This is a genomic window from Yersinia sp. Marseille-Q3913, assembly GCF_963892745.1.
GTDB classification, from domain to species: domain Bacteria; phylum Pseudomonadota; class Gammaproteobacteria; order Enterobacterales; family Enterobacteriaceae; genus Yersinia; species Yersinia bercovieri.
Window position 1 is genome coordinate 1 of record NZ_CAWQAF010000014.1, and the last position, 17,982, is coordinate 17,982.

Here is a 17,982-nt window from a genome sequence, read left to right on the forward strand (position 1 = left end):
TGCGACCAATTGATTAAAAGTCAACTGCTCTACCAACTGAGCTAACGACCCATTACCGGTACTACTGACGATAATTTCCTGCTGCCTTAACGTTTTACAAGTTGTCTTGGCAACGGCGGCATATATTACTAATTTCTCTTCACAGTGCAACTTAAATTTCTGTTGAAGCGTCTAACTGCTTGTTCTTCACTCGCCAAAGCCCAGAAATTAGTCAATATGACCAATTCCTGGACTCGAAAAAGACTAAAGAGCAGATAAACGTTTCTGTGCCTGTTTAGCAGCATCAGTATTAGGATATTGCTTGATCACTTGTTGATAAACCGCCTTCGCTTTGTCGCTTTGGCCTTTATCCTGCATGATCACCCCAACTTTAAACATCGCTTCTGAACTTTTTGGAGACTTTGGATAATTTTTTACTACAACAGCATAATAATATGCAGCATCGTCTTTCTTACCTTTGTTGTAATACAACTGCCCTAGCCAGTAGTTGGCATTAGGCTGGTAAGTCGACTTTGGATACTGTTTCACAAAACCTTGGAAAGCAGTAATCGCTTGATCGTATTGCTTTTTCTCAAGAGCCAAGGAAACGGCTGCATTATAATCGCTGTTTTCATCACCAGTACTTGCCGCAGGAGCCGCTGCACCTGCCGCGGCAGTATCGGAACTTCCAGTCGCTGCATTAGCTGACGCAGCAGCATCAGCCGCAGGAGCTGCTGTTGAAGCCCCCTGACCACCACTCAGACTATCCATCTGCTGGTAGATCTGTTTTTGCCGCTCAACAATTTGATTGAGCTGGTACTGATTTTCTTGGATCTGACCGCGTAAACTATCAACATCGCGTTGCGAATCAGACAGTTGTTGCTGAAGTTGAGTTAATAGTTGGCTGTGAGCGTTGGAAATACGCTCAAGTTGAGTGACCCGATCTTCTACCGAGCCGGAGCCGACATTACTGATTGGCGCTTGGGCAGTAGCGGCCCATGGGACCGCTACGCCAACCAGTAACGACAGACCCACCAAGTGACGTCTGAAGTTACTGTTCATGCGATTCTCTTAGTAAACCAGAACTGCACGACGGTTTTTAGCGAACGCTGCTTCGTCATGGCCCAGTACTGCTGGTTTCTCTTTACCGTAAGAAACGATAGAGATCTGGTCAGCAGAAACGCCTTTACCTTGCAGATACATCTTCACTGCATTAGCACGACGCTCGCCCAACGCGATGTTGTATTCTGGCGTACCGCGTTCATCCGCGTGGCCTTCAACAACAACTTTGTAAGATGGGTTGCTACGCAGGAATGCAGCGTGTGCATCCAGCATTTGAGCGAAGTCAGAACCGATATCGTATTTATCGAAACCGAAGTAAACGATATTGTTCTTTTGCAGTTCTTGCATCTGAAGACGTGCTTGCTCTTCGGAAGACAGGTTGCTGCCATTTTCTGTACCAGTGCCAGCGCCCATGCCAGATTGGTCATTATTTGCGCTTTTGTTAGAACTACACGCAGCTACAGCCAGAACTGGCAAAGCCAACATTAGCCCTTTTAGCACTTTGTTCAGTTGCATCTCTTTGATCCTTTTATAGTTTGCCATACATACGTATTTACACATGCATCACAGATACGGCGACCAGGCAGGAAATTTGACCTGTCCATCAGTTGCCGGAAGACGCGCTTTGAAACGCCCATCAGTCGAGACCAGCTGTAACACGGCTCCCAGCCCTTGTGTCGAGCTATAGATAACCATGGTGCCGTTAGGCGCGATACTAGGCGTTTCATCCAGGAACGTGTCCGTTAATACTTGAACGGCTCCCGTTACTAGATCCTGTTTGGCGATGTGTTGCGCCCCACCATTGGAACTAACCAATACCAGGAACTTACCATCAGGACTCACATCTGCGTTCTGGTTCTGAGAACCTTCCCACGTGATTCGCTGTGGCGCACCGCCATTAATATTCACTTTATACACTTGTGGACGACCGCCCTGATCCGAGGTATAGGCCAGGTTTTGGCTATCCGGGAACCAGCTTGGTTCTGTGTTATTGCTACGGCCATCGGTAACCTGGCTGATTTGGCCAGAAGCTAAGTCCATAACATACAAGTTCAGGCTGCCGCTTTTAGATAAAGCGAAGGCCAGTTTAGTCCCGTCCGGTGAGAAGGCTGGTGCGCCGTTATGACGTGGGAATGAAGCCACTTGTCTGATTGCACCATTTGCCAGCGTCTGAATAACCAGTGCTGATTTACCACTCTCGAAAGTGACATAAGCAATTTTGCTACCATCTGGAGACCAGGCTGGTGACATCAAAGGTTCAGGAGAACGGTGAACCACAAACTGGTTGTAACCATCGTAATCAGAAACCCGCAATTCATGTGGGAATTTACCGCCGTTCGTTTGCACGACATAAGCAATGCGGGTACGGAAAGCACCTTTAATCCCGGTCAGTTTTTCAAATACTTCATCACTGGCAGTATGCGCTGCATAACGTAACCATTGTTTGGTTACTTTATACTGATTTTGCGCCAAAACGCTACCCGCAGCACCAGAAGTATCGACTAACTGGTAAGAAACGACATAACTGCCATCGGCACTCGGTTGAACCTGACCAACAACAACGGCATCAATACCCAATGCAGTCCAGGCCGCAGGCGTGACTTCAGCCGCAGTGGAGGGCTGTTGTGGCATGCGAGCTGCGTCAATAGGGTTAAACTTACCACTGTTACGTAAATCCGCGCCAACAATAGCGCCAATCTCTTCAGGTGGTGTGCCCGGCCCCATCCATTTGAATGGAACGACCCCAATTGGGCGCGCAGAGTCTACCCCTTGGGTAATCTCAATTCGAACTTCTGCGTGTAATACAGACGCCCATAAAACTAAAAAGCCTAGCGCTACTCGAAATGCCTGCTTCATCTTGTCTCCCTTATCCGAGCGGGATGCCCGCGATAATTAGCAGAATTTTAACAAACCAACGCAAACAAAACTACATAATCCACTGGTCGATTAACACTATTATCCACTGCCAATCAAACTTTATTGCGGTTTAAAATCAAGTGGAACATTCTTAAACACTTCATAAACATCCTGGCTTGGCGGTTTAGGTATTTTAGCCAGTTTTGCCGCGGCGATAGCAGCCTGACACAGTGCCGGGTCGCCACCTTCAGCTTTAACATCAATTAATAGACCATCTGGTGCTAATTTAATTCGCAGATTACAGGTACGGCCTTTGTAAAGATCTGCATCATAAAATTTACTTTGGATTGCAGCAGTTACCTGGCCCAGATAGCCACTGATATCACCCGCTGATGCCCCACTCTTCTTGCCACCACCTTTACCTGCGGCGGCAGCACCTGCGCCTGAACCACTTTTCGGTGCATTCTTGGAGTTTGCCAGGCCACCAAACAGATCATCTACGTCTGTTGTGGCAGCAGCAGCTTCTGCGGCAGCTTTTTTCTTAGCGTCAGCAGCGGCGGCTTTCTTAGCGTCTGCGGCAGCTTTTTTCTCAGCATCTGCGGCCGCTTTCTTTTCAGCAGCATCGGTTGCGGCTTTTTCAGCAGCTTCTGCGGCCTTCTTCGCATCAGCATCGGCTTGTTTCTTCGCCGCAGCCGCTACAGCAGCCTCTTTTTTGGCTTCAGCTTCCGCTTTTTTCTGCGCGTCAGCCTGCGCTTTCACGATTTTATCTGCTTCCGCTTTGGCCTGAGCCGCTGCGGCCTCAGCCTGTTTCTGCTCTTCTTTCGCTTTTGCAGCAGCGGCGGCGGCAACTTTCTGTTGCTCAGCGGCCTGTTTTTGCTGCTCAGCGGCTTGTTTTTTCTGTTCTTCAGCCGCCTGCCTGGCATCTTCTTGCGCTTGCAGACGCTCTTTTTCCAACTCTTTCAGGCGCTGTTGTTCTGTGGCCTGTTTTTGCTGTAACTCTTCCGCTTGCTGTTCGGCTTTCTTCTGGCGTTGCTGTTCTGCGCGTTTAGCATCCGTCTGCTGCTGTTGCTGACGGTTATACTGTTCTGTCACCGCGCCCGGATCGACCATGACGGCGTCGATAACTTCGCCACCCGCACCACCGCCGCCCATTTCAGTCGTCTGCGTCAGAGAGCCCCAAATCAACAGGGCAATCAATACGATATGCAGAACCACCGAAACTATAATGGCGCGATTCAGCTTATCATTTTGCTCGGTTGCCTTACCCACGCTCGATTTCCACACTCGATGTCCGCGCTCTATTTCTAAAAAACGGAACTGCTAAAAACAGGGTATCTACTGACTGAATTCACTAGCAATCTAGCCAATATCAACGCAAATTTATATCGGTTGAGTCATTAAGCCCACCGATGTCACGCCAGCCTGATGCAGCATATTCAGGGCCTTGATGATTTCATCATAAGGGACCTCTTTTGCGCCGCCAATCAGGAATACGGTTTTCGGATTCGATTTCAATCTCGCCTGAGCTTCCGCCACCACTTGTTCTGAGGGCAGTTGCTCCATCCGCTGATGATCAATCACCAGCGAATATTGCCCCACACCTGACACTTCGACAATCACCGGTGGATTATCATCACTTGAGACGGTTTTTGAATCCGTCGCATCAGGCAGGTCCACTTCAACGCTTTGCGTGATAATCGGCGCTGTCGCCATAAAAATCAGCAATAGCACCAGCAAGACGTCAAGCAAGGGAACAATGTTAATTTCAGACTTAAGCTCGCGACGTTTACGACCACGTACTCGCGCCATACAACCCCCTACTTATTTGCTATCAGCGCTGGCAAAAGCCTGACGATGCAGAATAGCAATGAACTCTTCCATGAAGTTGTCATAGTTTTGTTCAAGTTTATTCACGCGCTGATTCAGACGGTTATAAGCCATAACCGCAGGGATGGCTGCAAACAGACCGATTGCCGTAGCAATCAGTGCTTCAGCAATACCCGGTGCGACCATCTGCAATGTTGCCTGCTTTACCGCACCCAGAGAAATAAAGGCGTGCATAATTCCCCATACTGTACCAAACAGGCCGATATATGGGCTGATGGAACCGACAGTACCAAGGAATGGAATATGAGTTTCCAGCGCTTCTAATTCACGGTTCATTGAGATGCGCATCGCACGGGAAGCGCCGTCAATCACAGCCTCAGGTGCGTGGCTGTTTGCACGGTGCAAACGGGCAAACTCTTTAAAACCAGAATGGAAGATCTGCTCGGAGCCGCCAAGCGTATCGCGGCGGGCCTGGCTTTCCTGATACAGGCGAGAGAGCTCAATGCCGGACCAAAATTTATCTTCGAAGGCTTCCGCATCGCGGGTGGCAGCATTCAGAATACGCGTTCGCTGAATGATGATCGCCCATGAAGCAATAGAAAAGCCCATCAAAACCAGCATGATAAGCTTAACAAATAGGCTTGCCTGCAGGAATAAATCCAGAATGTTCATGTCAGCCACTACTTAAACTCCGCGACAATAGACTTAGGAAGCGCTCTTGGCTTCATTTGGTGTGGATCGATACATGCGATCAATACTTCTGCACTACTCAGAAGATTGCCATGTGAGTCGAGAATTCGTTGAGCAAACGTGAGAGAAGCCCCACGCATTGCGGTAATTTCACTCTGAACTTCCAGCATATCATCAAGACGTGCAGGTGCCAGATATTCTACCGTCATGCGGCGGACAGCGAAAGCGACATGCTCACTGAGCAATTGCTGCTGGTGGAAATTGCGTTGGCGCAACATTTCTGTGCGCGCCCTTTCGTAAAAGGCAACGTAGCGTGCATGGTAAACCACGCCACCAGCATCGGTGTCTTCAAAATAGACACGTACTGGCCATCGAAACAACGTATTACTCACTCTACTTCCCAGTAATGCAATTAACGGACACACTATACTGAAGAGCGTTACGCTTTGGAATCACTTGCGAGAATAGAACGAAAATAATTATGGGCCAGGCGGCCCATAAGGAGAGATTTTGTGCAGATTAGGCGATATAGGTTCAGATTAAGCGAAAAAGTAGAATAATCCCGCGCCCAAGATCACAATTGCTGGAAGTGGTGAGAAAAAAGCGCGCAGCCACACCCGTTTAGGGCGAAAGCCTACACCATGAATCACACCAGTACACACTGCCCACACGATAAACACCTCTTGCCACACTTCAAGTGAGCTGGTTGCCGCCGCGAAACGCGAAGGGTCCCAAAACACACAGAAAGCCACAGCAAACGCGAGCAGCAGTGAAAGGGCCCTAAGCGGGCCCTTATCCATTAACTCATATAGCTTATCGGACAACATCGTCTTCGCCATTTTTAGCGGCTTTCTCGGCTGCATTGGCTTCACTCTGCTCCAGCGCCAGAGCAGTAATGATACCAAAGGAGCAGGCCAGAAGTGTCCCTAGAATCCAGGCAAAATACCACATGCTTTATGCTCCTTAGTACAGTGAATGCTTGTTGTTTTCGATAAAGTCTTTATCAATACGCCCGAACATTTTGTAGTAGCACCAGCTGGTGTACAGCAAGATGAGAGGCACAAAGATGATTGCAACAATGGTCATCACTTGCAGTGTCAACAGGCTAGATGTCGCATCCCACATTGTCAGACTGATATTTGGCACTGTGCTTGACGGCATAACAAATGGGAACATGGTGACCCCGGCAGTCAAAATCACACAGGCAATGGTCAGTGATGAGAACAGGAAGGCCCAAGCCCCTTTTTCAAAGCGCGACAGCAAAATAGTAAACAGTGGCAGAATCACCCCAAGAGCAGGCAGCGCCCACAGGCTTGGGTACTTGTTAAAGTTAATCAACCATGCACCGGCCTGATGTGCAACTTCTTTGCGCATCGGGTTAGATTGAGCCGCTGTATCCAACGCTGATGTAATAACAAAACCATCAATGCCATTAACTAACCAGATACCGGCCAGCAGGAAGGCAACCGCCATCACCAAGGCAGAGATCTGCGCGGCAGCACGGGAACGCAGATGTAGTTCACCACGGGTACGCATTTGCAGATAGGTTGCCCCTTGCGTGACCAGCATGGTTAAGCTGACCACCCCCGCCAGTAGGCCAAACGGATTCAGCAACTGGAAGAAGTTACCGGTGTAGAACAGGCGCATGTAGCTGTCCATATGGAAGGGCACGCCTTGCAGCAAGTTGCCGAACGCCACACCGAACACCACCGCAGGCACGAAGCTACCCGCAAAGATGCCCCAGTCCCACATGTTGCGCCAGCGGTTATCTTCCACCTTGGAGCGGTAGTCAAAACCGACCGGACGGAAGAATAACGCAGCCAACACCAGAATCATCGCGATATAGAAGCCGGAGAATGCGGCGGCATACACCATTGGCCAGGCGGCAAACAGCGCCCCACCTGCGGTTATCAACCAAACCTGATTACCATCCCAGTGGGGAGCAATCGAGTTAATCATAATACGACGTTCTGTATCATTCTTACCGATGATCCGCAGCAGGATACCGACTCCCATATCGAAACCATCGGTGACTGCGAAACCAATCAGCAGCACACCGATCAGCAGCCACCAGATAAATCGTAATACTTCATAATCAAACATAAGTGGACTCCTGTTTACCGTGCTTCCTGCACTGGTGCAGTCGGCTGTTCAAAATGATAGCGGCCAGTTTTCAGGCTGCTAGGCCCAAGGCGCGCGAATTTGAACATCAGGTACATTTCTGCAACCAGGAACAGCGTATACAGACCGCAAATCAGCCCCATTGAGAATAGGATATCCCCAGCAGTGACGGATGAGTTTGCAATTGCTGTCGGTAGCACTTCACCGATGGCCCATGGTTGACGGCCATATTCCGCCACAAACCAACCTGCTTCTACTGCAATCCACGGTAGAGGAATACCGAACAATGCGGCACGCAGTAGCCATTTTTTCTGACCAATCTGACCACGAACGACGTTATAGAACGACAAACCGATGATCAGCAACATCAAGAAGCCACAAGCCACCATGATGCGGAAGGCAAAGTACAGCGGCAGAACGCGCGGGATTGAGTCTTTAGCAGCTAACTGAATTTGTTCTTCAGTCGCATCAGTCACGTTTTGCGTATAGCGCTTCAGTAACAGACCGTAGCCCAGATCTTGCTTAGTTTTACTGAAAGCTTCACGTACGGCTGGATCAGTATTACCGGCACGTAATTTTTCTAACAAACTATAAGCCTGAATACCATTACGGATGCGCACTTCATGTTGAGACATCAAATCACGTAAGCCGATAACCGGTGTATCCAGTGAACGGGTGGCGATTATGCCCAGCGCGAATGGAATCTGAACAGCAAAGCGGTTCTCCATTGTCTCCTGATTAGGGATCGCAAACAGCGTAAAGGCAGCTGGAGGCGGTTGGGTTTCCCATTCAGCTTCGATGGCAGCCAGTTTGGTTTTCTGCACGTCACCCATTTCATAACCAGATTCATCACCCAGTACAATAACAGACAGCGTCGCGGCCAAACCAAAGCTCGCAGCAATCGCAAAGGAGCGCTTGGCGAACGGAATATCACGGCCTTTCAACAGATAGTAGGAGCTGATACCCAGAACAAACATCGCACCGGTAACATAGCCGGCCGCCACAGTGTGAACGAATTTCACCTGAGCAACCGGGTTAAGAACCAGTTCTGAGAAGCTCAGCATTTCCATACGCATGGTTTCAAAGTTGAAATCAGAGGCAATCGGGTTTTGCATCCAACCGTTTGCAACCAAGATCCACAACGCAGAGAAGTTAGAGCCTAATGCAACCAGCCAGGTTACGGCCAAATGCTGATGTTTACTCAGACGATCCCAACCGAAGAAGAACAGACCGACGAAAGTAGATTCCAGGAAGAACGCCATTAAACCTTCGATTGCCAGAGGGGCACCGAAAATATCGCCGACGTAATGTGAGAAATATGACCAGTTAGTCCCGAATTGGAACTCCATAGTCAAACCAGTAGCAACCCCCAGAGCAAAGTTAATAGCAAATAACTTGCCCCAGAATTTGGTCATATCTTTATAAATTTGTTTACCGGACAGCACATAGACCGATTCCATAATTGCCAACAAAAACGCCATACCCAGCGTAAGTGGGACAAATAGGAAATGGTACATTGCCGTTAAGGCAAACTGTAACCGTGACAGTTCGACAATATCAAACATCTTGACTCCTTGCTCCTCGCAGGAAGACTCCGACTTGCGGCAACCAGACTTCCCTATAACCCGGAGGTCTCATAACGGCCCGCAGTGAATGCCCAAAAAAACACAACAAAAATAACAATATCAACTACCCAGTATTACACCGCGGTAATAGTACGCTTCTAATCCCACACAATAAATAGGATTTTACGTGACCCAGCGTTGAGTTCTGGATACAGGTCAACAAATAGGCCATTTGCCTATTACGCCGTAGTTTGATCTAGAACAATTTAAGCGTATCTGAACATTATTGCCATATTGAAAAGTTGATTTAGAACAATTAATTATTTTTCATGTTAATTAAAAGTTCGATTGTTTTTATATAACCCAGAACTGTTAATAAAATGTAATTTTATGGTTTAGTTAATGCATTATTACTTCGTTATTATGCGATCTAGATTAACTTTTAAAATTATTAGATTCAGAGTGAGTTAAATCACAATTTCGAGTTTTATTATAAATATATTAGCCCATCCTGAGGGAAGCGTTCGCAAGTGTTGCCATTTTGTTGCATGATAAAGTGCTATTACTTGATAAAATATTGAATCCTCTCAATGAAAAAAATAGCAATTACCACATTACTCTGTGCCAGTACCGCCTCTATTGCCGCGCAACAAGTTGATATTACTATCCTTGGCACCTCTGATCTCCATGGTACTTTTGTGCCGTGGGACTATGCCAGCGACAGTGCAAATTTGGCTGGCAGCCTGAGCCAAATCGCCACTAAAGTGCAGAAAATACGCGGCGAACAGCCGAATATCATTCTGGTAGACGCCGGTGATACCATCCAAGGCAACTTTGTTGAAACCTTTAAAAATGAACCTATCAGCCCAATGATCCTCGGCTTTAATGCTTTGAAATATGATGCCTGGGTGATGGGTAACCACGAATTCGATTTCGGTCTGAAAGTACTGGGCACCTCATTAAAGCAATTTAACGGCACTGCACTGGCTGGCAATATTTTCTGGGACTCAGGTAAACCTTACCTGCCCTCTTATAAAATCATCGAGCGTCAGGGCGTTAAAATCGGCATTATCGGGATGGATACCCCAATGACCGCTGAATTTGCTCAGGGTACTGACCGTATTAATAGCATCCATTTCACTGACCCGGTACAGGAAGTGAAAAAAGTCATTCAGCAAATCCAGCCACAAGTTGACGCCATTGTTCTGGTCGCTCATATGGGAATTGATAATGAGAACCAGCGACCTGGAACTGGCGTTGGAGATATCGCCAGGGCTAATCCAGAGTTGGCCGCCATCGTCGCGGGTCATATGCATGTGAAGATTGATAAAGCCGTGGTTAACGGCGTCATTATCACTGAGCCAGATAAGTATGGCCGCGCCCTTTCCCGTATTGATCTGAAATTTGAACAGCGCGATGGCAAATATCAGTTAATCGATAAAGAGAGCTACACCTACCCAATTAAAGACGTCGACTCAGATAAAAAGCTGGAAGCCATTTATCAGCCTTACCATGATATTTTGCGCGCCAATGCAAACCGGGTGATTGCTAAGTTGAGTGGCAGCAATCTGGTGCCTGCCGATGAGATTAAAGGTATTCCTCAAGTCCATGTGCAAGACACCGGTATCAGCGCGCTGTATCAAGAAGCCGCGCATTATTACGCCCCTCAGGCCCAAATCATCGCCCTACAGATTGATAATGATCGACCGAAGCTAAACGTGGGTGATATCACTGCGAAAGACATTGCATTTAACTATCAATATGCCGGTGGTGAAATCACGGTTTATGCCCTGACAGGCAAAGAATTAAAGCAGTATATGGAGTGGTCGGCTGACTACTTTAATCAGGTTAAGCCGGGTGATGTCACTTACAGTTTTAATCCACAGCGCCGCGCCTCAAAATACTCAACCAATGACTTCTTTGATGGCGTGACCTACACCATTGATTTAAGTAAACCGGTGGGTTCAAGGATCACTGATTTGCGCCTCAATGACGGTACGCCTGTGCTTGATATCACGCCAATTCATCTGGGCATGAATAGCTATCGTATGGGCCATCTCACGCAAAAAGGTGGCGTGCTTGAGGGGCAGAAATTCCTGATATTGTCTGATAGTAAAGCCGAATACGGTGAAGAAGCTGGCACCATCCGTAATCTGACTATTCGCTATCTGACCGATGTTAAGGCGGGAAAATATGAGGGTAAACCTCAGCAGCGCTGGCAGTTAGTTGGATTGGAAGGATATGAAAAAGAACGGAAAATAGTTAAAGACTTGATTAATAAAGGTACAATTTCAGTGCCGACAACCGCTGATGGTCGCTACACCAATATTGCGTCAATCAATGTCAAAGATAAGTTATTTAGGGACAAAGCCAGCTACGATGCCGCACTAACCACCTTGCGGCAGCAAGTCGCTAACGCCAGCAATGAGCAGGCTAAGCAACAGACGCAAACGGATATTGCATTAATCACCGCGTTAAATAAATTCTAATCAACCATTGAAAAGGCCACCGAAAGGTGGCCTCTATAGAGTGCCGTTTATTGATTACTGCGGCAAGATTGCCTTAACCGCATGACCAATTTCAGCCAAACTACGTACCGTTTTCACGCCTGCCGCTTCCAGTGCCGCGAATTTGTCATCCGCCGTACCTTTACCACCAGCAATAATGGCACCTGCGTGACCCATACGTTTACCTTTTGGCGCAGTAACGCCAGCAATGTAACCGACAACAGGTTTAGTCACGTGCTCTTTGATATAAGCTGCCGCTTCTTCTTCTGCATTACCGCCAATTTCACCTATCATCACGATGACTTCAGTTTGTGGGTCTTCCTGGAACAACTTCAGAATGTCAATAAAGTTGGAACCTGGGATTGGGTCGCCACCAATACCAACACATGTCGATTGGCCAAAACCAATGTCAGTGGTCTGTTTTACCGCTTCATAGGTCAGCGTACCTGAGCGAGAAACGATACCAACTTTACCTGGCAAGTGAATATGGCCCGGCATGATGCCAATTTTACATTCGCCCGGAGTGATAACACCTGGGCAGTTCGGGCCGATCATGCGCGCATCAGACTGTTCTAATCTGACTTTTACCACCAGCATATCCAGCGTTGGGATGCCTTCAGTAATACAGATAATCAGTTTGATACCGGCGTCGATGGCTTCCAGAATCGAATCTTTGCAAAATGGTGCTGGCACATAGATAACAGATGCGGTCGCACCAGTAGCTTCTACGGCTTCACGCACGGTATTGAAGACCGGCAGGCCCAGATGTTGAGTGCCGCCTTTACCTGGCGTGACACCGCCAACCATTTTTGTGCCGTAGGCGATAGCTTGTTCAGAGTGAAAAGTCCCTTGGCTACCGGTAAAACCCTGGCAAATAACTTTGGTATTTTTATTAATTAAAATTGACATTATTTAGCCCCCACTGCCGCTACAACTTGCTGAGCCGCATCTGTCAGGCTGGTCGCAGCAATGATATTCAAACCGCTGTCTGCCAGTTTTTTGGCACCCAGTTCGGCGTTATTCCCTTCCAGACGAACCACCACGGGCACGCTAACACCGACTTCTTCAACGGCACCAATAATGCCGTCAGCGATCAGGTCGCAACGCACAATGCCGCCGAAGATGTTAACGAAAACCGCTTTCACTTTGTCGTCAGACAAAATGATTTTGAAGGCTTCAGTCACACGCTCTTTGGTTGCACCACCGCCCACATCAAGGAAGTTAGCCGGTTCACCACCGTGCAGTTTCACGATGTCCATGGTACCCATTGCCAAACCAGCACCGTTGACCATGCAACCGATGTTGCCATCCAGCGCCACATAGTTCAGTTCCCACTGCGCAGCTTGTGCTTCACGGGCATCTTCTTGCGACTGGTCGCGCATTTCGCGCAGTTCTGGTTGACGGAACAGAGCATTACCGTCCGCGCCCAATTTGCCATCCAGGCAGACCAGATCACCCTGTTTGGTGATAACCAGCGGGTTTATCTCAACCATCGCCAGATCACGTTCCAGGAACAGTGTTGCCAGACCCATAAAGATCTTGGTGAACTGAGCCACTTGCTTACCCGTCAGCCCCAGCTTAAAGGCCAATTCGCGCCCCTGATAAGGCTGTGGGCCAGTCAACGGATCCAGTGCAATTTTATGGATCAGTTCTGGCGTCTCTTCGGCAACTTTCTCAATTTCAACGCCGCCTTCGGTAGATGCCATAAACACCACACGGCGGGAGCTGCGATCAATAACCGCGCCCAGATACAACTCTTTGTCGATATCAGTTGCTGCTTCAACCAGAATCTGGTGAACCGGCTGACCATGCGCATCTGTCTGGTAAGTCACCAGTTTTTTACCTAACCACTGTTCAGCGAAAGCACGAATATCTTCTTTGCTGTTAACCAGTTTCACGCCACCCGCTTTACCGCGACCGCCCGCATGAACCTGACATTTAACCACCCACGGGCCAGTACCAATCTTAGATGCGGCTTCTTCTGCTTCACGCGGTGTGCTACAGGCGTAGCCAGTTGGAGCTGGCATGCCATACCGAGCAAACAGTTGTTTTGCCTGATATTCGTGTAAATTCATGATGTTCTATCCATATAAGGTCTGAGATGGGCCGAAGCCTACTAGGTTGCCTGATTGCGCGGAGGCAGGTAATCAACACCTTGCAATCAGGCTAACCTTGTCATTTATCTTTTTTATACGTCGAGCAGCAAGCGAGCTGGATCTTCCAGCATCTCTTTCACCGTCACCAAATAGCCCACAGACTCGCGGCCATCGATTAAGCGGTGATCGTAGGAGAGTGCCAGATACATCATCGGCAGAATCACTACCTGACCATTTACCGCCATAGGCCTATCTTTGATGGCGTGCATACCAAGGATCGCGCTTTGTGGTGGGTTGATGATCGGAGTCGACATCAGGGAGCCAAATACACCGCCGTTGGTAATGGTGAAATTACCGCCAGTCAGTTCTTCAACTTTCAGTTTACCATCACGGCCTTTTACAGCCAGCTCTTTGATTTTCTTCTCAATATCCGCCATGCCCATGGTATCTACATCACGCAAGACCGGAGTCACCAGGCCGCGCGGGGTAGAAACAGCAATGCTGATATCGAAGTAGTTGTGGTAAACCACGTCTTCGCCATCAAGGGAGGCATTCACTTCAGGATAGCGTTTCAGTGCTTCAACAACCGCTTTGATATAGAAGGACATAAAGCCCAAGCGGACACCGTGACGTTTCTCGAAAGCTTCACCGTACTGCTTACGCAGATCCATGATTGGCTTCATGTTGATTTCGTTAAACGTGGTCAGCATCGCGGTGCTGTTTTTCGCTTCCAACAGACGCTCAGCAACACGTTTACGCAGACGAGTCATTGGCACACGTTTTTCACTGCGGCCCGCCAACGCGGCTGGCGCTGCGGCTTCAACTTTAGCGGCAACCGCTGCTGGCGCTGCTTTACGGTTTGCCAAATGGCTATCAACGTCTTCACGGGTGATTCGACCGCCAACACCGCTGCCTTTAATGGCAGTAGCATCAAGGTCATGCTCAGCAATCAGGCGACGAATGGCCGGGCTGAGGCTATCGTTGCTCTCTTCTTCCAGGCTGGCAGTCTGGCGCTGGGCCGGGGTGGACTCAGTGCTTTGGCTCTTCTCTTCTGTCGGCTTGCCTGAGCTATCACTTGGACGGATACGGCCCAGAACCTGACGTGAGGTGACGGTTGCACCCTCATCTTCTAAAATGGCGTCCAAAATACCGTCCTGACTGGCCGGAACTTCCAGGATCACTTTGTCTGTTTCAATCTCAACCAACACTTCATCACGCTTAACGCTGTCACCCGGTTTTTTGTGCCAGGTTGCAACTGAGCCATCGGCGACAGACTCAGGGAGGTCAGGAACATTAATATCTACGCTACTCATTCTCTATCCTTTATGTGTTAACCGATTCGCTATTCAACGGTCAGCGCGTCATTAACCAGAGCTTGTTGTTGTTTCTGGTGTACGGAAATGTATCCAACTGCCGGTGAAGCGGACGCCGGGCGACCTGCATAGCGCAAGGAAGCACCAAATGGGATCACTTCGCGGAAGTTGTGTTGGCTGCAATACCATGCACCCTGATTAAGCGGCTCTTCCTGACACCAGACGAAATCATGCACGTGAGCAAATTGCTCCAATACCACCTGAACGGCATGGTGCGGGAACGGATAAAGCTGCTCGATACGCACAATAGCGACATCGGTTTGCTCATTCTTGCGGCGTTGTTCCAACAGATCATAATAGACCTTGCCAGAACACATCACGACACGCTTAACGCCTTTCGGGTCCATTTCGTCAACTTCGCCGATAGCAGGCAAGAAGCTACCATTCGCCAACTCATCCAGAGATGATATCGCTAACGGATGACGCAACAGTGACTTCGGCGACATCACCACCAGCGGACGGCGCATACCACGCAGCGCCTGACGGCGAATCATGTGGTAAACCTGTGCCGGCGTTGATGGGATACACACTTGCATATTTTGTTCAGCACAAAGTTGCAGGTAGCGTTCCAACCGCGCAGATGAGTGCTCTGGGCCTTGGCCTTCGTAGCCATGTGGCAGCAGCATCACCAGACCACACATCCGGCCCCATTTCTGCTCACCGGAGCTGATGAACTGGTCGATAACCACCTGAGCACCGTTGGCAAAGTCACCGAACTGCGCTTCCCAGATAGTCAGGGTGCGAGGTTCTGCGGTGGCGTAGCCATATTCGAATGCCAAGACCGCTTCTTCCGACAGCACTGAGTCCCAAACCTGGAAATCGCCCTGCCCGCTGTGCACATTCGACAGTGGTACATAAACTGAGCCATTTTTCTGGTTATGGATCACAGCATGACGATGGAAGAAGGTTCCGCGCCCCGCATCTTCACCCGACAGGCGGATTGGAATACCTTCATCAACCAGTGTGGCGTAGGCCAGTGTTTCAGCCCCACCCCAGTCGAATGGCTTCTCACCGCTGGCCATCAAGGCGCGATCACCATAAATCTTGGCAACACGGGATTGCATTTCAATGGCTTCCGGCGCATGGCTGATACGACGCGCCAAATCTTGCAGGCGTTTCATTTCAACTTTGCTTGGGTACTCTTCATCCCATTCATGGTTCAGATACGGCGACCAGGTGAAGGATTGCAGATTCATCGGACGCCACTCTTCCACCACACACTCGCCACCATCCAATGCATCACGGTACAAATTGACCATTTCCGTGGCATCTTCCAGGGTCGCGATATTTTGCTCAGTCAGCTTATCAGCATAGATTTTGCGCGGTGTCGGATGTTTTTTGATCTTCTGATACATCACTGGCTGCGTGGCACTTGGCTCATCGGCTTCGTTATGCCCATGGCGACGGTAGCAAACCAGATCGATCATCACGTCACGTTTAAAGGTGTTACGGAAATCCAACGCCAGACGCGTCACAAACGCCACAGCCTCAGGATCATCCGCATTCACGTGGAAAATCGGTGCCTGTACCATTTTAGCGATGTCGGTACAGTACTGAGTAGAACGTGCATCCAGCGGGTTCGAGGTGGTAAACCCAATCTGGTTGTTGATAACAATGCGCACAGTCCCGCCGACTTCATAGCCGCGAGCTTGTGACATGTTCAAGGTCTCTTGCACCACACCCTGACCGGCAATCGCCGCATCACCATGAATGGTGATTGGCAATACCATGTTGCTGCGGGCTTCATCCAGACGGTCACGGCGTGCGCGCACAGAACCGATAACCACCGGGCTGACAATCTCCAGATGGGATGGGTTGAAGGCCAGCGCCAGGTGAACCAGACCGCCTTCGGTTTCCACATCAGACGAGAAGCCCTGATGGTATTTGACGTCCCCCGTCCCCAGATGCTCTTTATGCTTACCGGCGAACTCATCAAACAGATCTTCCGGTTTCTTACCCAGCACGTTAATCAATACGTTCAGGCGGCCACGGTGAGCCATCCCCAGAACCACTTCACGTGTGCCATTTTTACCGGCATGGCGAATCATCTCTTTGAGCATGGTGACCAGCGAATCGCCGCCCTCCAGCGAGAAGCGCTTAGCACCGGGGAATTTGGCTCCGAGATAACGTTCCAGACCTTCAGCGGCAGTCAGTTCGCTCAGGAAACGGCGCTTCTCTTCTTCGCTGAATGTCGGTTTCCCGACCACCGACTCAATACGCTGTTGCAGCCAGCGTTTCTCTTCGGTGTTGGTTATGTGCATATATTCAGCGCCGATAGGGCCGCAGTAAGTCTGCTTCAGGGCTGCATACAGGTCAGACAGCTTCATGGTCTCTTTGCCGATAGCAAAAGAGCCCACATTGAAGGTGTTCTGGAAATCGGCATCAGTCAGGTTGTGGTAGGAAGGCTCGAGGTCTGGAACAGACTCCTGCTTCCACAAACCAAGTGGGTCAAGGTTGGCATGTTGATGGCCGCGAAAGCGGAAGGCGTTGATTAGCTGCAACACCTTGACTTGCTTGGCATCATTTTCAGGATCGCTGATGGATGAGTTATAACGCGAGGGGTCCTTCGCCAGGCGACGGAAATACTCACGCGTTTGAGAGTGGAACTGATCAGGTTTTACACCCGTCGTTGGTAGTTGTTGAAAAATTGAACGCCAACTATCATCAACGGAACCAGGATCAGTTAAAAAGTCTTCATAGAGCTGCTCTATGTAGGACTGGTTCGCGCCCGCCAGATAGGAGGAATCCAGCCAGGCCTTCATTGCGCCGTTCTGCATCATGATCCCTTAAGCTTTGAAGCTTCAGTTTTCGCCGTGGTTAACATATACACCGTAATATCAACGGTTTGCCGTAAAAACGGTTCACTCGACATGCTCAATGCACGTTCTGTTATGGACCTTAACGG

At 49.2% G+C, this 17,982-nt stretch carries 16 protein-coding genes; 1 reads left to right on the top strand and 15 read right to left on the bottom strand.

Annotation, left to right across the window (positions count from 1 at the left end; translation table 11 throughout):
* Positions 1-243: 243 nt before the first annotated feature.
* The 11 genes from cpoB to cydA form a co-directional block, all read right to left on the bottom strand.
* Positions 244-1,041, bottom strand: coding sequence for a cell division protein CpoB (gene cpoB / locus AACW11_RS07665; protein ID WP_212586344.1), 798 nt, complete (start codon positions 1,039-1,041; stop codon positions 244-246).
* A 9-nt stretch (positions 1,042-1,050) separates the two neighbouring features.
* Positions 1,051-1,557, bottom strand: a complete 507-nt coding sequence (pal, locus tag AACW11_RS07670) for a peptidoglycan-associated lipoprotein Pal (protein WP_005278500.1) — start codon at positions 1,555-1,557, stop codon at positions 1,051-1,053.
* A gap of 48 nt (positions 1,558-1,605) precedes the next feature.
* Complete coding sequence (tolB, locus tag AACW11_RS07675) at positions 1,606-2,898, bottom strand: Tol-Pal system beta propeller repeat protein TolB (protein WP_005278498.1); 1,293 nt, start codon at positions 2,896-2,898, stop codon at positions 1,606-1,608.
* Between the two features lie 120 nt (positions 2,899-3,018).
* Positions 3,019-4,167, bottom strand: coding sequence for a cell envelope integrity protein TolA (tolA, locus tag AACW11_RS07680; protein WP_212586345.1), 1,149 nt, complete (start codon positions 4,165-4,167; stop codon positions 3,019-3,021).
* Between the two features lie 111 nt (positions 4,168-4,278).
* On the bottom strand, positions 4,279-4,707 hold the full coding sequence (gene tolR, locus AACW11_RS07685; RefSeq protein WP_004393306.1) for a colicin uptake protein TolR: 429 nt from the start codon (positions 4,705-4,707) through the stop codon (positions 4,279-4,281).
* A gap of 12 nt (positions 4,708-4,719) precedes the next feature.
* A complete protein-coding gene (gene tolQ / locus AACW11_RS07690; RefSeq protein WP_004715787.1) occupies positions 4,720-5,406 on the bottom strand; it encodes a Tol-Pal system protein TolQ in 687 nt (228 codons plus the stop codon).
* Positions 5,406-5,807, bottom strand: a complete 402-nt coding sequence (gene ybgC / locus AACW11_RS07695; protein WP_005165498.1) for a tol-pal system-associated acyl-CoA thioesterase — start codon at positions 5,805-5,807, stop codon at positions 5,406-5,408. Before ybgC ends, tolQ begins: the two co-directional genes overlap by 1 nt.
* Positions 5,808-5,954: 147 nt before the next feature.
* Positions 5,955-6,242: a cyd operon protein YbgE gene (gene ybgE, locus AACW11_RS07700; RefSeq protein WP_049599449.1), complete on the bottom strand. Its 288-nt coding sequence runs from the start codon at positions 6,240-6,242 to the stop codon at positions 5,955-5,957.
* Entirely contained in the window at positions 6,229-6,366 is a 138-nt protein-coding gene (cydX, locus tag AACW11_RS07705) for a cytochrome bd-I oxidase subunit CydX (protein ID WP_005278488.1), read from the bottom strand. Before cydX ends, ybgE begins: the two co-directional genes overlap by 14 nt.
* Positions 6,367-6,378: 12 nt before the next feature.
* Positions 6,379-7,518, bottom strand: a complete 1,140-nt coding sequence (gene cydB / locus AACW11_RS07710; RefSeq protein WP_212586346.1) for a cytochrome d ubiquinol oxidase subunit II — start codon at positions 7,516-7,518, stop codon at positions 6,379-6,381.
* A 14-nt stretch (positions 7,519-7,532) separates the two neighbouring features.
* The gene (cydA, locus tag AACW11_RS07715) at positions 7,533-9,101 is read right to left on the bottom strand and encodes a cytochrome ubiquinol oxidase subunit I (RefSeq protein WP_048619692.1); all 1,569 of its coding nucleotides are present in this window, start codon (positions 9,099-9,101) and stop codon (positions 7,533-7,535) included.
* 590 nt (positions 9,102-9,691) lie between these two features.
* On the opposite strand from cydA, the gene AACW11_RS07720 reads away from it, so the two are divergent.
* Positions 9,692-11,590, top strand: a complete 1,899-nt coding sequence (locus AACW11_RS07720; protein ID WP_212586347.1) for a bifunctional metallophosphatase/5'-nucleotidase — start codon at positions 9,692-9,694, stop codon at positions 11,588-11,590.
* A gap of 54 nt (positions 11,591-11,644) precedes the next feature.
* On the opposite strand, the gene sucD is transcribed toward AACW11_RS07720, so the two are convergent.
* The 4 genes from sucD to sucA form a co-directional block, all read right to left on the bottom strand.
* Complete coding sequence (sucD, locus tag AACW11_RS07725; protein WP_212586348.1) at positions 11,645-12,517, bottom strand: succinate--CoA ligase subunit alpha; 873 nt, start codon at positions 12,515-12,517, stop codon at positions 11,645-11,647.
* Positions 12,517-13,683, bottom strand: coding sequence for an ADP-forming succinate--CoA ligase subunit beta (gene sucC, locus AACW11_RS07730; RefSeq protein ID WP_049608426.1), 1,167 nt, complete (start codon positions 13,681-13,683; stop codon positions 12,517-12,519). Before sucC ends, sucD begins: the two co-directional genes overlap by 1 nt.
* 113 nt (positions 13,684-13,796) lie before the next feature.
* Positions 13,797-15,017, bottom strand: a complete 1,221-nt coding sequence (odhB, locus tag AACW11_RS07735) for a 2-oxoglutarate dehydrogenase complex dihydrolipoyllysine-residue succinyltransferase (RefSeq protein ID WP_212586349.1) — start codon at positions 15,015-15,017, stop codon at positions 13,797-13,799.
* 29 nt (positions 15,018-15,046) lie between these two features.
* Positions 15,047-17,854 (bottom strand): 2-oxoglutarate dehydrogenase E1 component, encoded by a 2,808-nt coding sequence (sucA, locus tag AACW11_RS07740; protein WP_212586383.1) that lies wholly within the window; start codon positions 17,852-17,854, stop codon positions 15,047-15,049.
* Between the last annotated feature and the right edge of the window lie 128 nt (positions 17,855-17,982).